Source organism: Ectothiorhodospira haloalkaliphila ATCC 51935 (genome assembly GCF_000633935.1).
Taxonomy (GTDB): Bacteria; Pseudomonadota; Gammaproteobacteria; order Ectothiorhodospirales; family Ectothiorhodospiraceae; genus Ectothiorhodospira; species Ectothiorhodospira haloalkaliphila.
On record NZ_KK214998.1, the window covers coordinates 1,750,850 to 1,769,580 of the forward strand.

Below are 18,731 nucleotides of genomic sequence, written 5' to 3' on the forward strand. Positions count from 1 at the left end.
TCATGGGCGTCATGTCATTCCTGACGGGATTGACCTTCCCCCGGGGGATTCATCCCCCGGAGCTGAAGGAAGACACCCAGCATCAGCCCATCCGGCGTCTGGCGTTTGCGCCTCGCATGGTGGTGCCGCTGCAGCAGCACTTTGGCCAACCGGCCAAAGCGCTGGTCAGTCGCCACCAGGAGGTGCTGCGCGGTCAGCTCATTGCCGAGGCCGACGGCGACATGTCCGTGCCGCTGCATGCCCCGGTGACCGGCGTGGTGGAGGGCATTGAATTGATGCCTTCCGCCCGCGGGCCCAAGGGCGAGGCCATCATCATCCGCACCATGCCGGGCGACAGTCAGGCGGTGCGTTGTGCCAAGCCCCGCAGCGATCTGATGCAGGCCTCGCGCCGGGAGATCGCCCAGGCCATTCAAGATGCGGGTCTGGTGGGGCAGGGCGGCGCCGCGTTTCCCACCCATGTGAAGTTGTCCGTGCCCAAGGGGCACGCGGTGGACACCCTGGTGGTCAACGGCTGTGAATGCGAGCCCTACCTGACCACCGATCACCGCATCATGCTGGAGTACACCGATGATGTGATCACCGGTGTTCGCCTGGCCATGCGGGCGGTGGGGGCCGAACGGGCCATCATCGGCGTGGAGGACAACAAGCCCGACGCCATCAAGGCCTTGCGGGAGCGGCTGGGCAAGGATGATGTGATCTCCGTGGGGGTGGTGAGATCCAAGTATCCCCAGGGCTCGGAGAAGATGCTCATCAAGGCCCTGCTGAACCGGGAAGTGCCTTCCGGCGGGTTCCCCTATCATGTGGGCGCGGTGGTGAACAACGTGGGGACCATGTCCCAGATCGGTCGATTGTTGCCGGCCGGCGAGGGCCTCATCGAGCGAGTGATCACCGTGGCGGGTCCGGGCGTGCAGCGACCGGGCAATTACCTGTTGCCGGTGGGTACGCCCATGCGTTACCTGCTGGAACAGGTGGGCTTCCAGGGCGAGGATGCCAGTCATCTCATCCTGGGTGGGCCCATGATGGGGAACACCGTGTCCTCGCTGGATGTGCCCGTCACTAAAAGTGTCTCAGGGCTGGTGGTGCTCCCGGAGGTGGAGCCGGGCTCGGAGGCTGCGCGAGTGCATCCCTGCATCCGTTGTGGTCGCTGCGTGGATGCCTGCCCCGTGGGACTCAACCCCTCGGATCTGGGGCGCATGGCCGCCAAGCGGCAGTACGAAACCATGCAGGAACGCCTGCACCTGAGTGATTGCTTCGAGTGTGGCTCGTGCGCCTACGTGTGCCCATCCAACATCCCGCTGGTGCAGTACTTCCGTATCGCCAAGGCCCTGAATCGGGAGCGTATTTCGTGACACCGCTGCGTATTGAACTCAAGACCTCGCCGCACCTGAAACAGGCCGGCAGCGTTGAGCAGATCATGCGCAACGTGGTGCTGGCGCTGCTGCCCATCTGCGGCTTCTCGGTGTATCTGTTCGGCATCAGTGCCCTGGCGCTGATGATCACCACCACGGTCACCTGCGTGGCCACCGAGCAGTTGTTCAACAAGCTGTCCCGGCGGCCCGGCACCGTGTCCGATTACAGTGCGGTGATCACCGGCCTGCTGCTGGCCCTGACGTTGCCGCCGTCCTTCCCCTTGTGGATGGCGGCCCTGTCCGGGTTCATCGGCATCGGCCTGGGCAAGGCCATGTTCGGTGGTCTGGGCTTCAACCTGTTCAACCCGGCGCTGATCGGTCGGGCCTTTGCTCAGGCGGCCTTCCCGGTATCGGTATCCACCTGGACGGTGCCCTTCCACCCGGATCGGTTCACCGAATTCCTGCCCTCCACACTGGCCGCGCCCTTCACGACGCCGGCTTCGGTGGATGCCTTCACCACGGCCACGCCGCTGGGGGAGTGGAAGTTCCAGGGCATTCACACCGACACCTGGGATCTGCTCAGCGGCATGGTCTCCGGTTCCGCGGGCGAGACTTCGGCCATCATCATCCTGCTGTGCGGGCTGTATCTCATCGCCCGGCGCATGATGAACTGGCGCATCCCGGCGGCAGTGCTGGGGGGGGCCTTCCTGACGGCAGCGGTGTTCTATGCCATCGATCCGGAGTTTTATCCCACGCCCTGGTTCGTGCTGTTTTCCGGTGGCCTGATGCTGGGGGCCTTTTTCATGGCCAGCGACATGGTGGCTTCGCCGGTGACCCGGTCCGGGCTCTGGATCTACGGTCTGCTGATCGGCTTTCTGGCAGTGATCATCCGCTTCTTCGGCGGCCTGCCCGAGGGGATCATGTACGCCATCCTGCTGGGTAACGCCATGTCACCCCTGATCGAGCGCATGACCCAACCCCGACCCTACGGAACCCGCAAACGGAGTCAGTCATGAGCACCACGGCATCGGCGGAACCGCAAAGACCGGCGCCCACCTCCAGCATCAAGCTCATCGGCACCCTGGGGCTGATCGCCCTGTTTTCCGGGTTGATGGTGGTGAGCGTGGTGGAGTTCACCCGGCCCTATATTGCCGAGAACCACCGTATTGCCCTGGAGCGGGCGGTGCTGGAAGTCATCCCCGGCGCATGGGAAAGGCGTGAGTTCGTGCTCACCGACGAGGGTGTCTTCCCTGCGGGAGAGGCCCCCGGTCCCGGTCGTACCATTCATGCCGGTTTCGATGCGGAAGGCACCTTCAAGGGCGTGGCCCTGGAGGCTTCCGGGCGTGGCTATGCGGACATCATCCGCATCCTCTACGGCTATGACCCCGCCTGCGAATGCGTGGTGGGCATGACCGTGCTGGAGAGCCGCGAGACCCCGGGGCTGGGTGACAAGATCGAGACCGACCCCGCCTTCGTGGCCAATTTCGAGCGTCTGGATGCCCGCCTGGCGGCCGACGGCTCGGGCCTGGCCAACCGCATCCGCACGGTGGCCCCGGGCGCTGCCGAGCACCCCTGGGAGATCGATGGCATCACCGGAGCCACCATCTCCGCGGAGGCCATCGGCAGCATGATTCACCGCAGCGCCGACGGGTTGCTGCCGGAACTGGCCCCCCACTGGGCGGCCTTTGAACAGGATATCCAGGACTAACCCATGGCGGCCAAGACAGACAAGAAACCGATCACCATGGATACCTTCCTGAGTGGTATCTGGAAGGAAAATCCGGTGTTCGTCATGCTGCTGGGCATGTGCCCGGTGCTGGCGGTCACCAATTCCGTGGCCAACGCCCTGGCCATGGGCCTGGCGACCACCTTCGTATTGCTGTGCTCCAATGCACTGATCTCGGTGCTGCGCCACCACATCCCCAAGGAGGTGCGGATCGCGTCCTATATCGTGATCATCGCCACCTTCGTGACCGTGGTGGACTACCTGATCCACGCCATCAGCCTGGAGATCTACAACGCCCTGGGCGCCTTCATCCAGCTGATCGTGGCCAACTGCATGATCCTGGGTCGCGCCGAGGCCTTCGCCTCCCGTAACCGGCTCAGCGGCACCCTGATCAATGGTCTGGGCATGGGGCTGGGGTTCACCCTTGCCCTGCTGTGCCTGGGTTCGGTGCGTGAGTTGCTGGGTTCCGGCACGCTGCTGGGCATCCCGGTCTTTGGTGAGGCCTTCGAGCCCTGGGTGATCATGCTGCTGCCGCCGGGCGGGTTCTTCGTCCTGGGTGTCTGGCTGCTGCTGTTCGCCTGGATCAAGGAAAGACAGATCAAACGTGCCGCTGCCGGCACCGGGGAGGCTGCCGCTCATGCACGCTGATTCCATTGCCTTCATCTTTTTGAATGCGGCCATCATCAACAACTTCGTGCTGGCCTTGTTCCTGGGGATCTGCCCGTTGCTGGGGGTGTCCGGCAAGCTCACCACGGCCTTTTCCATGGGCATGGCCACGGCCTTCGTGATGCTGATCAGCTCGGTCTCCGCCTGGCTGATCAACGAGGTGCTCACCCATTTTGACCTGGAATTCCTGCGACTGATCGCCTATATCGCGGTGATCGCCTCGGCGGTGCAGCTGGTGGAGATGATCATCAAAAAGTACAGCCCGCCCCTGTACCAGGCGTTGGGCATCTTTCTGCCGCTGATCACCACCAACTGCGCCATCCTGGGTGTGGCCCTGTTCCAGACCAACTATGAGTACAACTTCGTGCAGTCGGTGTTCTACAGCCTGGGTGCGGGGGCCGGCTTCATCTTGGCCATCGTGCTGATGGCCGGCCTGCGGGAGAAGCTGGAACTGGCGGACGTGCCCTCCATCGCCCGTGGCGCCGCCATGAGCCTGATGCTGGCGGGCATCCTGTCCCTGGCCTTCATGGGCTTCGCGGGCCTGGGGGGCTGATTGCGCATGATCCAGTACCTGGTCGCCTTTCTGATCATCTTCGCCCTTTTCACCGGCTGGGTACTGGTCCAGCACGCCGCCCGCCGCTTTGCCCAGCGCCACCCGGAGTTCGGCCCCCCCAAGGAAGAAGGCGCCGGCTGCGCCTCCGGTTGCTGCAGCTGCGCCGCAGCCGCCTCCTGCGGCAAGAAAGAGCCGAAGGGGACAGACCCCTTTTCCTGAAAAGGGGGGGGCCACCCCCTTGTTCTTCCCCTTGCCAACGTCGGCGCGAATCGTTGAAATGGAACAGGGGGCAGTCCCCATTTGTTCATTTGTTGAAAACGGGGTCTGGCCCCTCTTCTGAAAGGATGCCCTGAATGAGAACGCTGCTGATCATCAAGACGGGGACCAAGATCCCTTCGCTGCAGGATCATCCCGGTGATTACGGGGACTGGATCGCCCGCGGGATGGGCTGGTCTTTGGATCAGGTTCGGGTGGTTGACGTGCAGGCGGGGGAGGCCTTGCCGGATGCTGGCAGCATCGCGGCCGTGGCCATCACCGGATCTGGCGCCATGGTGACCGAGCAGGCTGACTGGATGGTGCGCACGGCCCACTGGCTGACAGGGGCGGTGGACCGGGGTGTGCCGATCCTGGGGATCTGCTTCGGTCACCAGTTGCTGGCCTGGGCCCTGGGGGGGCATGTGGACTATAACCCCCGGGGTATCGAGGTGGGCACCACCGCGGTGCATCTGACTGATGCGGCCGCCGGCGATCCTCTATTAAGCGTATTACCCAAGGCATTTCCGGCCCAGGTGAGTCACAGCCAGTCGGTGCTCACCCTGCCGGCGGGTGCGGTGCGCCTGGGCTGGAGTGACATGGACGACCATCAGGGCTTCCGTTTCGGCGAGCGGGCCTGGGGGCTGCAGTTCCACCCGGAGTTCGATGAGCGCATCGTGCCCCATTACGTGGAGTACTACCGGCAGCGACTGGCGGAACAGGGGCTTGGCGCTGATGATCTGCTCCGTCAGGTACGGGCGGCCCCGGAGAGTGAGGGGGTGCTCGGGCAGTTCGGGGTTCTGGTGCGGGCGTAAAGCCGGGAAGGGGGCGTCGAAGCCTCCGGCGTCAGGCCCGATCCAGCGCCTTTCGATCCTCCTCCAGCCGCTTCACCGACACCTTCTCGACGGTCCGGATCTCCTGGGCGAACAGTGAAAGGCGCAACTCCTCGATGCGCCAGCGATAGCGCTGCAACTCCGCTTCACGCTCAGGGTGCACACCTGCCTGCAGACGGGCCTTGCAATCCTCCCACAGGGGCTCGATGTCCACCCGGGCGCGGCGGTCCTTGTCCGGAGCCTGGTCCAGGCGCTCCAGACGACGCTCGATGCCGGCCAGGTACTGCGGATATCGGGCCAGCCACTGGGGCGGGGTCTCCAGCAGGAAATGCGGGTAGATCAGGTGATCCAGCTGATCCCGCACATCCCCCGCTGCCTCGATCCAGGACAGGGGCAGGGCACCCTTCAGGCGTGAGCGGATGCCCTGGTAGGCCTCCAGGATCGTGCCCAGCTGCTCACATAGTTCGTTGCACTGCCCCACCAACTCACTGCGCCCGGCCTCCAGGCGTGCTTCGAAGGCCTCGGCGTCACGGGGCCAGGGCTCGGCCATGAACACCCGCTCCACGGCGGCGAAGACCAGGTCATCCTTCAGGACTTCGCAGCGATCCACCGCGTTGTACTGCAGGCACAGGCGCTGGATGTCGGGCAGGTGGCGGTAGAGGTATTTCACCTGATCCCGAACCCCCAGCATGAACAGCCGACGCAGCCCGGCCCGATGCGTGGCCCGGGCCCGCACGGGGCTATCGATGATCACCCGGGCAACGCTGTCGCCACGGTCCTCCAGGGCCGGGTAGCCCTTCAGTGTGGCCCCGTGCTGCTCGAACTCCACCGATTCCTCCAGGGGACCAAAGTCCCACTGGGTGATCCCCTCACGCTCGAAGCCCTCGGGGCGATGTTCCTCGAAGCTTTCCTGGGCATGACCGGACAGTTCGGCCTTGAGGCCCTCCAGATCCCGCCCGGCGGTCAGCTCTTGTCCTTGGGCATCCACCACCCGGTAACGCAGGATCAGATGGGGCTCGAGCCTGTCCGGATGCCATTCATCCAGGGGGATGTCGGTGCCGGTGATCTCCCGCAGCGCCCGGCTGATGGCAGGGATCAGCGGCCCCCGTGGCTCCCCCATTCGCCCCAGGGCGGCCTTGGCAAACTCCGGGGCCGGCACGAAATGGCGTCTGATGGCCTTGGGCAGGCTCTTGATCAGGGCAGTGACCTTCTCCTCCAGCAGGCCGGGGACCAGCCAGTCGCCCACGTCAGGGTCCAGGGCATTCAGGGCCGCCAGCGGCACGGTGAGGGTGACGCCGTCGGCCTCGTGGCCCGGGTCAAAATGGTAGCTCAGGGGCAGACGCAGCCCGCTGGTGTGCAGCGAGTCGGGGAACTGATCCGCATCCAGTCCCGGGGCGTCGCGCTGCAGCAGGGTGTCCCGGTCCAGATGCAGGATGGACGGATCTTCCCGTTCCGCTTGCTTGCGCCAGCGCTCGAAGGAGGCGGCATCGTGCACCTTGGCGGGGAGGCGGCTGTCGTAGAAGTCGTACAGCACCTGCTCGTCGGCCAGCAGGTCGCGGCGCCGCCCCCGGGCCTCCAGGTCCTCGATCTCCTGGATCAGGTCCCGATTATGGACCAGGGCCTCGGCGCGACTGCGCAGGCGCCCGGCTACCAGTCCCTCGCGGATGAACACCTGGCGGGCATCCTCCGGGGCCACGCGCCCATAGTTCACCTTGCGCTTGGGATTGATGATCAGGCCGTGCAGGGTGATGCGATCGTAGGCCCCCACGGTGCCCCGCCGGGGCTCGAAGTGGGGATCGAAATAGTGATGCTTGAGCAGGTGACCGGCCACGGTTTCCAACCAGTCGGGCCGGATGGCGGCGCACTCCCGGGCATACACCCGTGTGGTCTCGGCGATCTCTGCCGCCATCACCCAGCCCGGTGAGCCCTTGAACAGGCCCGATCCCGGGTGGATATGGAAGCGACGGTTACGCGCGCCCAGATAATCGCCCCGCTCGGTCTTCACGCCGATCTGATTCACCAGGCCGGTGAGCAGGGCGCGGTGGATGGCGGCGGGTTCGGCGGGTTCCTGATTCTCCTTCAGACCCAATTCGTTGAGATGCTGGCGCAGCTGGCCGTGCAGATCCTGCCATTCGCGCATGCGTAGGAAGGATATGAATTCCTCCCGGCACCAGGCCCGCAGCTTGGACTGGGACAGGTGCCGGGACTGTTCCCGCCAGGCCTTCCATAGGTTCAGATAGCTCAGGAAGTCCGATCCGGGTTCCCTGTAACGGGCGTGGGCCTCGTCGGCCGCCTGACGTTTGTCGGCAGGCCGTTCCCTCGGATCCTGGATGGCCAGCAGGGAGACGATCAGGTTCACCTCCGCCAGGGCCTGCTCGCGGGCACCGGCCAGGAGCATGGCGCCCAGCATGGGGTCCACCGGCAGCCGGGCCAGTTGCCGACCGACGTCGGTGATCCGGTGGGCCCCGTCCACCGCCTGAAGGGTTTCCAGGAGTTTGAAGCCATCGCGGATCAGGCGGGTATCCGGGGGTTCCACAAAGGGGAACTGCTCCGGATCGCCCAGATTGAGATGGGCCATCTGCAGGATCACAGAGGCCAGGTTGGAGCGCAGTATCTCCGGGTCGGTGTACTCGGGCCGCAGCGCGAAGTCTTCCTCGGCATACAGACGCACACAGATGCCGGGGCCGAGTCGCCCACAGCGCCCCGCGCGCTGATTGGCCGAGGCCTGGGAGATGGGCTCCAGGGACAGTCGCTGCACCCGGGAGCGCCAGGCATAGCGTGCCACCCGTGCCAGGCCCGAGTCGATCACATAGCGGATGCCGGGGACGGTGAGGGCGGTCTCCGCCACGTTGGTGGCCAGCACCACCCGTCGGCCGGTATGGGGGGCGAACACCTTGTTCTGCTCCGCCGCCGAGAGCCGGGCATAAAGCGGCAGGATTTCCGTGTGTTTGGGGTGATGCTTGCGCAGGGCCTCAGCGGCCTCGCGGATCTCCCGCTCCCCGGGCAGGAATACAAGGATGTCGCCACGGCCCTCGGCGGCCAGTTCGTCCACGGCCTGCAGCAGGGCATCGTTGAGATCCCGATCGGTATCGGCATCATCGTCCCCCGTCACCGGGCGATAGCGGACCTCCACCGGGTAGGTGCGCCCGGGCACGGTGTAGATGGGGGCATTGTCGAAATGCCCCGCGATCAGCTCCGGCGCCAGGGTGGCGGAGGTGATGATCAGCTTCAGATCAGGTCGACGGGGCAGGAGGCGCTTGAGATAGCCCAGCAGGAAGTCGATGTTGAGGCTGCGCTCATGGGCCTCGTCGATGATCAGGGTGTCGTAGGCGGTGAGGTCCGGGTCGGAGCGCAGTTCCGCCAGCAGGATGCCGTCGGTCATGAGCTTGATGTGGCTTCGCGGACCCACGTGGTCGGAAAAACGCACCTTGAAGCCGACGGTCTCGCCAACACGGCCATGCAGTTCCTCGGCGATGCGGTTGGCCACCGAGCGTGCGGCGATGCGTCGTGGCTGGGTGTGGCCGATGAGGCCATCCACGCCCCGGCCCAGGGACAGGCAGATCTTGGGGAGCTGGGTGGTCTTGCCCGAGCCGGTCTCGCCGCAGATCACCACCACCTGGTGTTGAGTGATGAGTTTGGCGATCTCATCACGGTGGGCGCTGACGGGCAGATCTTCGGGGAAATCGGGCTTGGGCAGCGCGGTCAGGCGCTGTTCACGAGCCTGTGTGGAGGCCTGGATGCGTTGCTCAAGCCGAGTCTGCAGACGATCGGCGGGTTTGCCGGCGTTCAGGCGGCGACGCAGGCGGTCCACATCCTTGGCCAGGGTAGGGCGGTCGGGGGCCAGGCAATGGGGCAGGCGGGATAGCAGGGTGTCGGGGGAGGGGGTGGACATGGCGCCTATTTTGCCTTGGGCCGGCCCTCACCCCAACCCCTCTCCCCGAGGGGGAGAGGGGCTCAGGAGGGGCTTCAACCGGATCCGGGCTTTCTCATCATCATCGTCTGGATCTGATTGTCATGCAGACGATCGCGGATGCGGTTCAGTTGATCCAGGTCGCTGAAGGGCCCCACCTGCACCCGGTGCCAGGTGTCGTTGTTCACTTCCACCTGACGGATGCTGGCTTCCACCCCCAGCATGGCCAGGCTGGCGCGCATGCGGTCAGCGTCCTGGGAACCCCGGAACGATCCTGCCTGCAGGATGTACTCGCCGGGCTCCTCCACCCGCGACGGCGGTGGCGGCTGGCCGCCTGGGGCCGACGGCGGGTCCACGCGGGGTTCGGGGACCACCACCTCCAGTTCCGGCAGCAGGGTGTAGAACTCGAACCGGTGCCGTGATTCCGTTTGCGGCGCCGCTGGTGGTGCCTGCTCCACGCGGGCCTGGGGGGGCACGTCGTCGGAAGAGCGCTGTGTTTCCAGATAGATCAGCAGAGCAGCAAACAGGCCGATGCTCAGGCCTGCCACACCCCACACCCAACCGGGCAGGGGCGTACTCTCCTGCGGTGGGGGCTTGCGTCGGCTGGCCTGACGTCGGGTGGTGCGGGCCATTACATCTCCTCGGGTGCGGACACGCCCAGCAACCTGAGCCCGTTTGCGAGCACCTGGCGCACAGCCAGGATCAGGTTCAGACGGGCATCCCGCAGATCTGCATCATCCACCAGGAACTGGTGGGCGTTGTAGTAGGTATGAAAGTCATTGGCCAGATCCCGCAGGTAGTTGGCCACCTGATGGGGTTCCTCCGCCAGGGCGGCTGCTTCCACCAGTTCGGGATAATGGGCCAGGCCGCCGAGCAGGGCAGCCTCATGGTCTTCGGTCAGGCGCGCCAGATGCGCCTGGCCGTTGGCCGGATCATGGCTCAGACCCTTGGCCTGCATCTGTCGCAGCACGCTGCACACCCGGGCATGGGCATACTGGATGTAGTATACCGGGTTGTCGGCAGATTCCGACTTGGCCAGGTCCAGATCGAAGTCCAGGTGCTGCTCGCAGCGGCGCATCACGTAGAAGAATCGCGCTGCATCCTTGCCCACCTCGTCGCGCAGTTCCCGCAGGGTGACGAAGCTGCCCGAGCGCGTGGACATCTGCACCCGCTCCCCGCTGCGGTACAAAATCGCGAACTGCACCAGCAGCACGTCCAGACGGGCATCGTCCTGACCCAGGGCCTGCAGGGCGGCTTTTACCCGGGGCACGTAGCCATGATGGTCGGCGCCCCAGACATCGATCACCCGGTCATAACCCCGCTCGAACTTCTCCATGTGATAGGCGATGTCCGAGGCGAAGTAAGTGGTCTGCCCGTTGTCCCGCTGTACCACACGGTCCTTCTCGTCGCCGTACTCGGTGGAGCGGAACCACAGGGCACCGTCCTTCTCGTAGATCTGACCGTTGTTGCGCAGGGTTTCCAGGGCGCGGTTCACCGACCCCTTCTCGGTGAGCGAGCGCTCCGAGTACCAGGTGTCGTAGTGGACGCCGAACTCGCCCAGGTCCTCTCGGATGTCGTCCAGAATGCTGTTCAGGCCCAGCTCGAAGACGTAGCGATAGCGGTTCTCGCCCAGGGCCTCCTGGGCGCGGGCGACCATGGCGTCGATGAAGATTTCCTTGTCGCCGCCATCGGGTTCGTCGGCGGGCAGGTCGTTCATCAGCACTTCGGCACTGATGGCGTAGTCGTTGCCGTGTTCCTGGAACAGGGTGTCGGCGATGTCGCGCACATAGTCACCCCGGTAGCCGTTGGCCGGGAAGTGGAATTCCACCCCGCAGCGTTCCAGATAGCGCAGCCAGACGCTGGTGGCCAGGATGTCCATCTGCCGACCGGCATCATTCACGTAGTATTCCCGATGCACGTCAAAGCCAACGGTCTCCAGCAGGTCAGCCACCGCGGCACCGTAGGCGGCTCCGCGGCCATGGCCCACATGCAGGGGTCCGGTGGGGTTGGCGGAGACAAATTCCACCTGCACCCGTTTGCCTTCCCCCAGATGGCTTCGACCGTAGGCCTCGCCGGAGTCCAGCACCTGGGTGATCACTGCCAGGCGGGCCGTCTCGCTGATGAACAGGTTGATGAAGCCGGGACCGGCAATCTCCACCTTGTCCACCAATGGGGATTCGGGCAGATGATCGATGAGGGTCTGGGCCACGTCCCGGGGCTTGGAGCCCATGGGCTTGGCCAGTTGCATGGCCAGGTTGGTGGCGAAATCACCATGGGCCTTGTCTCGCGTGCGGGTCAGCTGCACCTCCACATGGTGCCCCTCATTGAGGGCGCCGGTTTGCTTGAGGGCTTGCAGGGACTGCTCGAGAAGGGCCTGGAGTTGAGGTTTCAAGGTTCTGGGTATCCGAGATTGGGGCGGAGGGCCTGATTGGCTGGCCAGATTTTACCGGGGTTGGTGGGGTGGGTGAATACCCGGGGGGGCGCTCCGGCGGAATGGACTTACCGTGTGGATGATCCGCTGATAGACTGACCATGAGGTCATTCTCTCGGAGGCATCATGCAGAGTTTACCTGTTGTTGAGGCAAAGGCACGATTTTCCGCCCTGCTGGCCGCCGTGGAGGCCGGCGAAGAGGTGGTCATCACCCGTCGGGGCAAGGTGATTGCACGTTTGGTCCCGGAGCGGCATCGCAGTGCGGCAGACGTGTTCCGTGCCATCCCCTGCGGTGATGATATGGATCTGCGTGCCCCGGACGATCGGCCGCCCGAACCCGTGCCGGACTGGAACTGATCCATGCGCTATTTGCTGGATACCAATGTCTGTATCGCTGCCCTCAAGCATGAGTCCCGTGTTCTGGAAAGGCTCGAGGCATTGGCCCCGGAAGATCTCATTCTCTCACCGGTTGTCCTGGGAGAATTGGAAGTGGGTGTTCAGAAAAGCCAGTGGCCCGAGCGTAATCGGCAGCGTCTGGATGCATTATGCAAGGGACTGCCCTTGGTGCCGCTGGATGGGGCCGTGGCCATGGCCTACGGGGGGATCCGCTCGCAACTTGAAAGGGCGGGGCGGGCGATCGGTGCCAACGACCTCTGGATTGCTGCACAGGCCATGGCGCTCGATGCGGTGATGGTGACCGATAATATGCGTGAGTTCCAGCGTGTGGAGGGGTTGCAGGTGGAAAACTGGCTGCGTGGCCCCTGAGTCCCGTCGGGCCCTAACTCAGATCCACCGGATCCACATCGATGGACCAGCGGACCTGGCGGGCGCCGGGCAGTCGGGGGAGGCCGGGCAGCCAGGGGGCCAGGGCCTGTTGCAGGTCCTGGCGGCGGGTGGCGTGCAGCAGCAGGTGGGCCCGGTAGCGGCCGGCGCGGCGTTCCATGGGGGCGGGGGCCGGGCCCCAGGGGTGGATGCCGGGGGGCGACAGGGCCTGAAGATGATCACGCGCCTTTTCCAGAAAGGCCATGGGCGCCTGGGCATCGGCCGCTTCCGCCCGCAGCAGGGCCAGGGAGGCATAGGGGGGCAGGATCGCCTCGCGCCGCTCCGCCAGGGCCGTGCGGGCAAAGGCACCGTAGCCGCCGCCCAAGAGACTGGCCAGCAAGGGGTGCTCCGGCTGATGGGTCTGGATCAGCACCTCGCCGGCCCGCAGGGCCCGCCCCGACCTCCCCGCCACCTGGATGATCGTCTGCGCCAGACGCTCCACCGCCCGAAAATCCACGCTGAACAATCCCTGATCCGCATCCAGGATGGCCGCCAGGGTCACGTTGGGGAAATCATGCCCCTTGGCCAGCATCTGCGTGCCCACCAGAATGCGATAACGCCCCTCGCGCACCCCCGCCAGGGCGGATTCCAGCGATCCCTTGCGGCGGGTGCTGTCCCTGTCGATGCGAATGGCCGGATAGTGGGGGAAATGCTTGTGCAGGGCCTGTTCGATGCGCTCCGTGCCCTGGCCCCGGGGCGCCAGCGGGCTGCCGCAGGAGGGGCAGCGGGCCGGCAGTCCGGTTTCGTGGCCACAATGGTGACAGCGCAGCAGTCGGGCGCCAGCATGCCAGGTCATGCGGGCGTCGCAGCGGTGACAATCGGCCACCCAGCCACAGTCATGGCAGATCAGCGCAGGTGCGAATCCACGGCGATTGAGAAACAGCAGCACCTGGCCATCGGCCTCCAGGTGTCGCTGCATGGCATCCAGCAGACTCACCGACAGGCCCTCATCCATGAACTGATGGCGCACATCCAGCACCTTGAGCCGGGGCGCCACCGCGCCCCCGGCCCGGGCGGGAAGTTCGATCCGCTGGTACTGGCCCCGCTCCACGTTGCCCAGGCTCTCCAGCGAGGGGGTGGCCGAGCCCAGCACCACCGGCACCGTCTCCCGGTGTCCACGCATCACGGCCAGATCCCGGGCGTGATAGCGAAAGCCCTCCTGCTGCTTGAGGGAGGCATCGTGTTCCTCATCCACGATGATCAGCCCCGGCCGCGCCCAGGGCACGAACACCGCCGAGCGGGTGCCGATGATCACCCCCGCCTCGCCGCCGCGGGCCGAGAGCCAGGCGCAGTGACGTTCGCCCTCATTCAGGCTGGAATGCAGCACGGCGATGGGGGTGGCCAGACGTTGGCGAAAGCGCTCCAGCAGTTGAGGGGTGAGGGCGATCTCGGGCACCAGCACCAGGGTTTGCAGGCCGCGTTCCAGCACCTGCTCGATGGCATGCAGATACACCTCGGTCTTGCCGCTGCCGGTCACCCCCTCCAGCAGATGACACGTATAGCCCCCAAGGCTTTCCGTGATACTCGAGACGGCGGCCTGCTGGGCCGCATTGAGTGCCGGTGCGTCCGGGCGTTCATCCCGGGGCGGTTCCAGACAGGGCCGGTGATGTCGCTCCACCAGTCCCTTGTCGATCAGGCCCTTGAGGGCCGCGCGCGGATCCGTGTCCTGATCCTCGCGCAACTGCTCCAGGGTGAGTCCTTCAGGATGGGTCTGCAGGCGATGCAGCACCGACGCCTGGCGGGGGGCGCGGGTGAGGCTGTCGTGGGCGATGGTCCGGCCGGACTCAGTGACATGATAGCGTTCGATGCCTCGGGCGATGGGCGGCTTGCCCTGGCGCAGGGTCTGGGGCAGGGCGGCACTGATCACCTCGCCGAGGGGATGGTGATAATAGTCGGCAGACCAGCGCAGCAGGTTCAGCAGTGGGGCGTCCAGCAGCGGTGTCTCGTCGAGCACGGCCTCGATGCGTTTGAGCCGGGCATCCGGCAGCGCCGAGCCTTGCCCATGCCCCACCACCAGCCCGACGATCCGGCGTCGCCCGAAGGGCACCCGCACCCGCCCGCCCACCGGGGGGAGCGGGCCCTGGGCAGGGGGCAGGTAGTCGAAATGCCCATGCAGTGGCGTGGGCACGGCGACCTGAACAATGGCGGGCGGGGATGAACTCGGCATGCACCTGATGACCGAAGACCGTGACTCAAGGCCGGGGACTGGCACCCTACCGCCCCTTGCGCGCAAAAAAAAGCCCGGGCACAAGGCCCGGGCTCTTCAAGCAGGCAACCCCGAGAGGGTCAGCCCATTTCCTTGATGCTGGCGATGAGTTCGCCGGCCACCTTCTGGCCGTCGCCGTACAGCATGCGGGTGTTGTCGGCGTAGAACAGATGGTTCTCCACGCCGGAGAAACCCGCCCCCTTGCCGCGCTTGATGACGATGACGTTGTGCGCCTCGTCGGCATTGAGGATGGGCATGCCGTAGATCGGGCTCTCCGGGTTGGAGCGGGCGACGGGGTTGACCACGTCGTTGGCGCCGATCACCACGGCCACATCGGCCGTCTTGAACTCGTTATTGATCTCATCCAGGTCGTAGATGATGTCGTAGGGCACACCGGCCTCGGCCAGCAGCACGTTCATGTGACCGGGCATGCGACCCGCCACCGGGTGGATGGCGAACTTCACCTGCACGTCACGCTCCTGCAGCAGCTGGGTGAGTTCCCAGATCTTGTGCTGCGCCTGGGCCACGGCCATGCCGTAACCGGGAACGATGATCACCTTGTTGGCAAAGGCCATCATCACGCCAGCATCGGAGGCCTCGATCTCCTTCATGCTGCCGCTGACTTCTTCCTGCTCGCCGCTCGGCGTCTCGCCGAAGGAGGAGAACAGCACGTTGGTCAGGGGCCGGTTCATGGCCTTGGCCATCAGCTGGGTGAGCAGCGTACCGGCGGCACCCACCACGATACCGGCGATCATCAGCGCGGCATTGTCCAGCACCAGACCCTTGAGGCCCACGGCCAGGCCGGTGAGCGCGTTGTACAGGGAGATGACCACCGGCATGTCGGCACCGCCGATGGGGATGGTCATCAACACGCCGAAGGCCAGGGCCAGCAGTACGAACAGGAACAGCAGGGTGCCATTCACCTCCGCGCCACTGAAGCCGATGATGATGCCCAGCAGCACGGTGGCGCCCAGTACACCCAGGTTGATCTTCTGCTGCATGTCAAAGCGCAGCGACTTCTTGATCAGGCCCTGCAGCTTGCCATAGGCGATGAGGGAGCCGGAGAAGGCCACGGAGCCGATGATCACACCCGCCACTGCAATGAACTGAATGGTCCAGTTCATGGTGTAGGAGCCCATCAGGGCCACGATACCGATACCGGCTGCGGCACCGCCGCCCATGCCGTTATACAGGGCGATCATCTGGGGCATGTCGGTCATGGGCACGCGCTTGCCCGTGTACCAGGCCAGGCCGCCGCCGATGCCGATGCCGGCGATGATCAGCAGATAGTTCACGAAGCCGATGACTTCGGGGTGCAGGAAGGTCACGACGGTGGCGATGACCATGCCCCAGCCGGCCCAGATGATGCCGCGACGGGCGGTCACCGGCGAAGCCATCTGCTTCAGGCCGATGATGAACAGGACCGCCGCCGCAAAGTAGGCGAGATTGACGATGAAACTCATTTATTTGGCCCCCTTGCTGGACTTGAACATCTCAAGCATGCGCTCGGTGACCACATAGCCGCCCACGGCATTGCCGGCGGCCAGGATCACGGCCACGAAGCCGATCAGTTGCTGCAAACCGGTTTCCGCCTGGCCCAGGGCCACCATGGTGCCCACCAGCACGATGCCGTGGACAAAGTTGGAGCCGGACATCAATGGCGTGTGCAGGATCACCGGCACCTTGGAAATGACCTCGTAGCCGGTGAAGGCGGCGAGCATGAAGATATAGAGTGCAACGAAACCCTCGATCATGATTGACCTCCTTCCACAAGGCTGCGGGTCGCTTCGTGCTTGATCTCGCCCTCGTGGGTGAGACAGCTCTTGGCAATGATCTCATCTTCCCAATCCAGTGCCAGCTTGCCCTCGGGCAGCATGGGCGTGAGGAAGTTGAGCAGGTTCTTGGCGTACATCTCGCTGGCGTGCAGCGGCACCTGGCTGGCCACGTTGAGCGGCCCATGGATGGTCACCCCACCCTTGGTGACGGTCTTGCCGGGCTTGGTGAGCTCGCAGTTGCCGCCGCCCTCGGCGGCCAGGTCGATGATCACGGCACCCGACTTCATGCCGTTCACCATCTTCTGCGGGATCAGCATGGGGGAGGGTTTGCCGGGGATGGCGGCCGTGGTGATCAGCACATCGGCCTGGCTGATGAATTTGGCCAGGGCCTCCTGCTGCTTTTCCTTCTCCTCGTCGGTGAGTTCGCGGGCATAGCCGCCTTCACCTTCGGCCTTGACGCCCAGGTCCAGGAACTTGGCCCCCAGGGATTCCACCTGCTCCTTGGTGGCGGAGCGCACGTCATAGGCTTCCACCATGGCGCCCAGGCGGCGCGCGGTGGCGATGGCCTGCAGGCCGGCCACGCCGGCACCGATGACCACCACCTTGGCCGGGCGGATGGTGCCAGCGGCGGTGGTGAGCATGGGGAAGAAGCGGCAGGACAGATCCGCGCCCATGATGGCAGCCTTGTAGCCACCCACTGCGGCCTGGGACGACAGCACGTCCATGCTCTGAGCGCGGGAGATGCGAGGAATCAGTTCCAGGGCGAAACTGGAAATCTTCTTCTTTTGCAGCGCCTTGACCACTTCCGGGTGCTTGTGTGCGTGGAACAGGCCGGCAATCATGGCGCCGTCCTTCATCATGTCCACTTCTTCCTGCGTGGGTGGGGCCACCTTGACGACGATGTCCGCCTCGCCCAGCAGTGTTTTTGCATCGTTGACCACGCGGGCATCCGCGTAGGCCTCGTCAGGGAACTGAGCCTCGGCACCCGCCCCCTTCTGAATCATGACCTCGAGGCCCATCTTGGCGAATCGGGCGGCCACCGCGGGGTCCAGGGCGACCCGCCGCTCGCCGCGGTCGGTCTCTTTGGGTATTGCAAGTTTGATCGGCATGGCTTAACTCCGTCTGCCCGTGCAGGGATGATGGCCGGCTTTCGACCGATCCTGGCGTTGAAGGACTGCAACGGTTCTGGGGTGAATATTGACCACTCGGGGGCCGTGAGGCCCGTTTCTCATGAATTTTTCCGGGGAGTGCCCAAAAACAGGGCATGGTAGCGGAATTTTACCGGCCTTTGAACATCAAACGTCTGTCCGTGGCAGCTTTCGAGGCGTTTCAACGGCTTGATAATTGCTTTCTGGGCGGGATTGGGGCAGAGTCCTCAAGTGCCGGTATAACCTCCGGGGGGCGCAGGGGTGTTTGAGTTCACTCAGCAGGTGCTTCGCACCGATGCTTCAGGCATGCCGATGGAGTGGATCGACTATCAGCAGGCCGTGCGGCTTTACCACGCTCAGCAGGTGGCCTTCACCTGCGGAGTACTGCTTTACCGTATTCACGGGGGCATCAATGCACGGTCCGGGCGCCGTAGCGTGGTGGAGGTCAACTCCATCATCGCCACCTACGGCACCAACAAGGCGGTGCGCGAACGCTACGTACCGCCACTGAACAACTCGGCCCTGTTCAAGCGCGATGCCCATCTATGCCTTTATTGTGGCAACCCCTTCCCGTATCGGGATCTGTCGCGGGATCATGTCACCCCCATCAGTCAGGGGGGGCAGGATCACTGGAGCAACGTGGTCACGGCCTGCAAGCGCTGCAACAATCACAAGGCAGGTCGCACGCCGGAGCAGGCGGCCATGCAATTGCTGGCTGTGCCCTTCGTGCCCACCCATGCCGAATACATCTACCTGCAGGGACGTCGGGTGCTGGCGGATCAAATGGAATTCCTGCAGGCCCATTTTCCGCGGACGAGTCCGTTGCGCCTTCGGGCGTTGCAGTAGTGCGGTCACGCCGGGTCGGAAAGCAACAAAACCGAAACCAAGTCAAAGCATGGCGCCTGAACTCTGGTGAATCGACGCTCGTCGGTTTACAGTCTCGCCTTGTGTTTTGGGGGAGGAGTATATATGGCTCTTGAGATGTACAGAGAAGCGGTCGATCTCCCCGCCCCGGAGGCGCGTCGTAAGGACGACCCGGCGCCAGCCTCTTCTGATCGTC

17 protein-coding genes are annotated in these 18,731 nt (G+C 64.8%); 10 read left to right on the plus strand and 7 right to left on the minus strand.

What is annotated here, in order from left to right:
- Nucleotides 1-2 precede the first annotated feature (2 nt).
- The 7 genes from rsxC (at nucleotide 3) to ECTHA_RS0116010 (ending at nucleotide 5,361) form a co-directional block, all read left to right on the plus strand.
- Complete coding sequence (gene rsxC, locus ECTHA_RS0115980; RefSeq protein ID WP_025281760.1) at nucleotides 3-1,349, plus strand: electron transport complex subunit RsxC; 1,347 nt, start codon at nucleotides 3-5, stop codon at nucleotides 1,347-1,349.
- On the plus strand, nucleotides 1,346-2,365 hold the full coding sequence (locus tag ECTHA_RS0115985) for an RnfABCDGE type electron transport complex subunit D (RefSeq protein ID WP_025281759.1): 1,020 nt from the start codon (nucleotides 1,346-1,348) through the stop codon (nucleotides 2,363-2,365). The genes rsxC and ECTHA_RS0115985 overlap by 4 nt, the downstream gene beginning before the upstream one ends.
- Nucleotides 2,362-3,057: an RnfABCDGE type electron transport complex subunit G gene (locus tag ECTHA_RS0115990; protein WP_025281758.1), complete on the plus strand. Its 696-nt coding sequence runs from the start codon at nucleotides 2,362-2,364 to the stop codon at nucleotides 3,055-3,057. Before ECTHA_RS0115985 ends, ECTHA_RS0115990 begins: the two co-directional genes overlap by 4 nt.
- A gap of 3 nt (nucleotides 3,058-3,060) precedes the next feature.
- Nucleotides 3,061-3,723: an electron transport complex subunit RsxE gene (gene rsxE, locus ECTHA_RS0115995; protein WP_025281757.1), complete on the plus strand. Its 663-nt coding sequence runs from the start codon at nucleotides 3,061-3,063 to the stop codon at nucleotides 3,721-3,723.
- Nucleotides 3,713-4,294 (plus strand): electron transport complex protein RnfA, encoded by a 582-nt coding sequence (locus ECTHA_RS0116000; protein WP_025281756.1) that lies wholly within the window; start codon nucleotides 3,713-3,715, stop codon nucleotides 4,292-4,294. The genes rsxE and ECTHA_RS0116000 overlap by 11 nt, the downstream gene beginning before the upstream one ends.
- Nucleotides 4,295-4,300: 6 nt before the next feature.
- Nucleotides 4,301-4,513 (plus strand): hypothetical protein, encoded by a 213-nt coding sequence (locus tag ECTHA_RS0116005; protein ID WP_026623883.1) that lies wholly within the window; start codon nucleotides 4,301-4,303, stop codon nucleotides 4,511-4,513.
- Nucleotides 4,514-4,647: 134 nt separating this feature from the next.
- Nucleotides 4,648-5,361 (plus strand): glutamine amidotransferase, encoded by a 714-nt coding sequence (locus ECTHA_RS0116010; protein WP_026623884.1) that lies wholly within the window; start codon nucleotides 4,648-4,650, stop codon nucleotides 5,359-5,361.
- Nucleotides 5,362-5,392: 31 nt separating this feature from the next.
- Here the strand turns inward: ECTHA_RS0116010 and hrpA are convergent, their stop codons facing one another.
- From hrpA to argS, 3 genes are all read right to left on the minus strand, one after another.
- Nucleotides 5,393-9,271, minus strand: coding sequence for an ATP-dependent RNA helicase HrpA (gene hrpA / locus ECTHA_RS0116015; protein WP_051582670.1), 3,879 nt, complete (start codon nucleotides 9,269-9,271; stop codon nucleotides 5,393-5,395).
- 74 nt (nucleotides 9,272-9,345) lie between these two features.
- On the minus strand, nucleotides 9,346-9,921 hold the full coding sequence (locus ECTHA_RS0116020) for an SPOR domain-containing protein (RefSeq protein WP_025281754.1): 576 nt from the start codon (nucleotides 9,919-9,921) through the stop codon (nucleotides 9,346-9,348).
- Nucleotides 9,921-11,681, minus strand: a complete 1,761-nt coding sequence (argS, locus tag ECTHA_RS0116025) for an arginine--tRNA ligase (protein WP_025281753.1) — start codon at nucleotides 11,679-11,681, stop codon at nucleotides 9,921-9,923. The genes ECTHA_RS0116020 and argS overlap by 1 nt, the downstream gene beginning before the upstream one ends.
- Nucleotides 11,682-11,846: 165 nt before the next feature.
- Between argS and ECTHA_RS0116030 the strand changes: the two genes are divergently transcribed.
- Nucleotides 11,847-12,077, plus strand: coding sequence for a type II toxin-antitoxin system Phd/YefM family antitoxin (locus tag ECTHA_RS0116030; RefSeq protein WP_025281752.1), 231 nt, complete (start codon nucleotides 11,847-11,849; stop codon nucleotides 12,075-12,077).
- Between the two features lie 3 nt (nucleotides 12,078-12,080).
- Entirely contained in the window at nucleotides 12,081-12,485 is a 405-nt protein-coding gene (locus ECTHA_RS0116035; protein WP_025281751.1) for a PIN domain-containing protein, read from the plus strand.
- 13 nt (nucleotides 12,486-12,498) lie between these two features.
- Here the strand turns inward: ECTHA_RS0116035 and ECTHA_RS0116040 are convergent, their stop codons facing one another.
- The 4 genes from ECTHA_RS0116040 to ECTHA_RS0116055 form a co-directional block, all read right to left on the minus strand.
- Nucleotides 12,499-14,709 (minus strand): primosomal protein N', encoded by a 2,211-nt coding sequence (locus tag ECTHA_RS0116040; RefSeq protein WP_026623886.1) that lies wholly within the window; start codon nucleotides 14,707-14,709, stop codon nucleotides 12,499-12,501.
- Between the two features lie 119 nt (nucleotides 14,710-14,828).
- Nucleotides 14,829-16,211 carry an NAD(P)(+) transhydrogenase (Re/Si-specific) subunit beta gene (locus ECTHA_RS0116045; RefSeq protein ID WP_025281750.1) on the minus strand — a complete coding sequence of 461 codons (1,383 nt, stop codon included), beginning with the start codon at nucleotides 16,209-16,211 and terminating at the stop codon, nucleotides 14,829-14,831.
- On the minus strand, nucleotides 16,212-16,505 hold the full coding sequence (locus ECTHA_RS0116050) for an NAD(P) transhydrogenase subunit alpha part 2 (protein WP_025281749.1): 294 nt from the start codon (nucleotides 16,503-16,505) through the stop codon (nucleotides 16,212-16,214).
- The gene (locus ECTHA_RS0116055) at nucleotides 16,499-17,632 is read right to left on the minus strand and encodes a Re/Si-specific NAD(P)(+) transhydrogenase subunit alpha (RefSeq protein ID WP_025281748.1); all 1,134 of its coding nucleotides are present in this window, start codon (nucleotides 17,630-17,632) and stop codon (nucleotides 16,499-16,501) included. The genes ECTHA_RS0116050 and ECTHA_RS0116055 overlap by 7 nt, the downstream gene beginning before the upstream one ends.
- Nucleotides 17,633-17,977: 345 nt before the next feature.
- Here ECTHA_RS0116055 and ECTHA_RS0116060 point away from each other — a divergent pair, with 345 nt between their 5' ends.
- Entirely contained in the window at nucleotides 17,978-18,517 is a 540-nt protein-coding gene (locus ECTHA_RS0116060; protein WP_051582720.1) for an HNH endonuclease, read from the plus strand.
- The last annotated feature ends 214 nt before the right edge of the window (nucleotides 18,518-18,731 follow it).

Bases quoted from the DNA above. Each gene is read 5' to 3' on its own strand.
- hrpA (WP_051582670.1), bottom strand. From the start codon at position 9,271: ATGTCCACCCCCTCCCCCGACACCCTGCTATCCCGCCTGCCCCATTGC.
- ECTHA_RS0116040 (WP_026623886.1), bottom strand. From the start codon at position 14,709: ATGCCGAGTTCATCCCCGCCCGCCATTGTTCAGGTCGCCGTGCCCACG.
- rsxC (WP_025281760.1), top strand. From the start codon at position 3: ATGGGCGTCATGTCATTCCTGACGGGATTGACCTTCCCCCGGGGGATT.
- ECTHA_RS0116035 (WP_025281751.1), top strand. From the start codon at position 12,081: ATGCGCTATTTGCTGGATACCAATGTCTGTATCGCTGCCCTCAAGCAT.
- ECTHA_RS0116005 (WP_026623883.1), top strand. From the start codon at position 4,301: ATGATCCAGTACCTGGTCGCCTTTCTGATCATCTTCGCCCTTTTCACC.
- ECTHA_RS0116030 (WP_025281752.1), top strand. From the start codon at position 11,847: ATGCAGAGTTTACCTGTTGTTGAGGCAAAGGCACGATTTTCCGCCCTG.
- ECTHA_RS0116045 (WP_025281750.1), bottom strand. From the start codon at position 16,211: ATGAGTTTCATCGTCAATCTCGCCTACTTTGCGGCGGCGGTCCTGTTC.
- ECTHA_RS0116000 (WP_025281756.1), top strand. From the start codon at position 3,713: ATGCACGCTGATTCCATTGCCTTCATCTTTTTGAATGCGGCCATCATC.
- ECTHA_RS0116055 (WP_025281748.1), bottom strand. From the start codon at position 17,632: ATGCCGATCAAACTTGCAATACCCAAAGAGACCGACCGCGGCGAGCGG.
- ECTHA_RS0115990 (WP_025281758.1), top strand. From the start codon at position 2,362: ATGAGCACCACGGCATCGGCGGAACCGCAAAGACCGGCGCCCACCTCC.
- rsxE (WP_025281757.1), top strand. From the start codon at position 3,061: ATGGCGGCCAAGACAGACAAGAAACCGATCACCATGGATACCTTCCTG.
- ECTHA_RS0116010 (WP_026623884.1), top strand. From the start codon at position 4,648: ATGAGAACGCTGCTGATCATCAAGACGGGGACCAAGATCCCTTCGCTG.
- ECTHA_RS0116060 (WP_051582720.1), top strand. From the start codon at position 17,978: ATGCCGATGGAGTGGATCGACTATCAGCAGGCCGTGCGGCTTTACCAC.
- ECTHA_RS0116020 (WP_025281754.1), bottom strand. From the start codon at position 9,921: ATGGCCCGCACCACCCGACGTCAGGCCAGCCGACGCAAGCCCCCACCG.